This is a genomic window from Nocardia sp. NPDC101769 (assembly GCF_044766925.1).
Classification (GTDB): domain Bacteria; phylum Actinomycetota; class Actinomycetes; order Mycobacteriales; family Mycobacteriaceae; genus Nocardia.
The window spans coordinates 1-2,551 of sequence record NZ_JBIWMX010000119.1; the positions used below are offsets into that span (position 1 = coordinate 1).

At 66.0% G+C, this 2,551-nt stretch carries 2 protein-coding genes; both read left to right on the top strand.

The window, feature by feature from the left end; translation table 11 throughout:
* Nucleotides 1-167 precede the first annotated feature (167 nt).
* A complete protein-coding gene (gene istA / locus ACIRRA_RS45795) occupies nucleotides 168-1,664 on the top strand; it encodes an IS21 family transposase (protein ID WP_402782384.1) in 1,497 nt (498 codons plus the stop codon).
* Nucleotides 1,661-2,458, top strand: coding sequence for an IS21-like element helper ATPase IstB (istB, locus tag ACIRRA_RS45800; protein ID WP_402782387.1), 798 nt, complete (start codon nucleotides 1,661-1,663; stop codon nucleotides 2,456-2,458). Before istA ends, istB begins: the two co-directional genes overlap by 4 nt.
* Nucleotides 2,459-2,551: the final 93 nt, after the last annotated feature.

The window sequence follows — 2,551 nt, forward strand, 5'->3', positions numbered from 1 at the left end:
TGTCCGTGGCCATGACAAAGTCCCCGCTGGTGGCCAACTGTAGGTCCCCGCTGGCGGCCGGGTAGAAGTCCCCATTTTCCCCTTGCTCGTCGTGTCAGTCCGGAGCTCGTGGCCTGGGCGGTGACGGTGATAGCGCCAACTGTCACATCACCGCCCAGGGAGTTCCATTGAAGTCTGCGAGGGAGCGAATGGACATCATTTCCGCCTATCGAGAGGTCGGAACGTATCGAGGTGCGGCCGAGTTGTGCGGCACCACTCATAAAACAGTGAAACGAGTCGTCGAGCGTGCGGCGGTCGGCGGCGCTGCGGCGGCGGCGGCGAGGCCGCGGAATTTCGACCTGGTCGCCGAGTTGGTCGGTGAGCGGGTGGGCAAGTCGAAGGGCCGGATCTCGGCCAAGCGACTGTTGCCGATCGCCCGTGCCGCCGGTTACCAGGGGTCGCCGCGGAACTTCCGCCGTTTGGTGGCCGAGCAGAAGGCGTTGTGGCGCAAGGAAAATCATCGTGGCCGGCGTCCGGCGGTGTGGTCGCCGGGTGAGTATCTGGTGATCGATTGGGCCGAGGCCGCGCCGGGGTTGTTCGTGTTCTGCGCGGTGCTGGCGTTCTCGCGGTGGCGTTTCGCCGCGTTCGCCGCCGACCAGAAACAGTCCACGACTCTGGCGATGATCGCGCAAACACTGGCCGCGATCGGCGGAGTCCCGGCCAAGATACTGGCCGACCGAATGGGCTGCCTGAAGGCCGGGGTGGTCGCCGATGTCGTGGTCCCGACGCCCGAATACATCCGTTTCGCAACGCATTACGGATTCGCCCCCGATTTCTGTCGCGCCGCCGATCCGCAATCGAAAGGCATCGTGGAAAACCTCTGCGGCTATGCCCAACGCGACCTGGCGGTCCCGCTGCTGACCGAGGCCACGGTGACCGGCCGGGTCGTCGGCTTGCGGGAGGCCAACACCGCGGCCGAAGCCTGGTGCGTGGAGGTGAACTCGCTGATGCATTCGGAGATCTGCGCCATTCCCGATCAACGGCTGGAAGTCGAGCGAGAGTTATTGTCGCCGTTACCTTCTCTGCAGATGGAGACCGGCGCTGCGGCGGTGAGCCGCAAGGTCGACCGGCTCTCGTGTGTTCGCTATGGGTCGGCCCGCTATTCGGTGCCCACCCGCCTGATCGGCGAAGCGGTGCAGATCGTTGTCGATCACGGCGCGTTGCTGGTGCTCGAACCTGCGACCGGAGTGATCGTGGCCGAACACGAGTTGGTCGCCCCCGGCGAGGCATCGATCCTCGATGCCCACTACGACGGACCCCGTCCCGCCCCGAATCGAGGCCCACGCCCGAAAACCATTGTAGAGCACCAGTTCTGCGCTCTCGGCGAAGACGCCGAAGCCTTCCTGGTCGGCGCGGCGGCCCAGGGCAACAGCCGCCTGGCGGGCGAGCTGGAGATCCTGCTCGCACTCGGCGCCGCTCACGGCGAGCAGACCCTGATCGCCGCCCTGCGACGGGCGGTGGCGTTCAAACGGTTCCGCGCCGCCGACGTCCGCTCCATCCTGGCCGCCGGCACCGGAACCCCGCAACCCCGCCCGGCCGGGGATGCCCTGGTGCTGGACCTGCCCACTGCCCCGACTCGATCACTGGACGCATACAAGATCAGCCGTGATGGGAGCGGCTCATGACCACCCATCGAACGAAAACAACTGCGCGCAAACCGATCCCGGAACTGGCAGCCGATCTCGACGCCGGACTGCGCCGGTTGAAACTGGCCGCGATCCGCCGCACCGCACCCGAAGTCCTGGCCGTGGCCAAGACTCAGCGCTGGACCCCCGAAGAAGTGCTGCGCACTCTGCTAGAGGTCGAGCTGACCGCCCGCGACGCCTCCAACGCCCGCAATCGGCTCAAGGCCGCCGCATTCCCGGTCACCAAAACCCTCGACAGCTTCGACGTCGCAGCCTCGTCGATTCCGCCAGCCACCTTCGATTACCTGTCGAGCTTGGAATGGGTTCGCGCGCAACAGAATCTGGCGTTGATCGGCCCACCCGGGACCGGGAAGAGTCACACCCTGATCGGGCTCGGCCACGCCGCGGTCACCGCCGGACACAAGGTTCGGTATTTCACCGCCGCCGACCTGATCGACACTCTCTACCGCGGCCTGGCCGACAACACCGTCGGCAAAGTCATCGACACCCTGCTACGCGCGGACCTGCTCATCCTCGACGAAATAGGGTTCGCCCCACTCGACGACACCGGCACCCAACTGCTGTTCCGACTCGTCGCTGCCGCCTACGAACGCCGTTCGCTCGCGGTCGGTTCCCACTGGCCGTTCGAGCAATGGGGCCGGTTCCTGCCCGAACACACCACCGCCGTCAGCATCCTCGACAGGCTGCTGCACCACGCCACCGTCGTCATCACCGACGGCGACTCCTACCGCATGAGAAACCGAACCAAGCGAGGTGAACCAACCCCGAACTGACCACCCACCCCCGCAAGGAGGTGGGGACTTTTCCTGGCCACCAGTGGATACCTCACCCGGCCACCAGCGGCGACTTCCATATGGCCATTGACA

What these genes read in the sequence shown, in the direction of transcription:
- istB (WP_402782387.1), top strand. Translation starts at nt 1,661, where the DNA reads ATGACCACCCATCGAACGAAAACAACTGCGCGCAAACCGATCCCGGAA.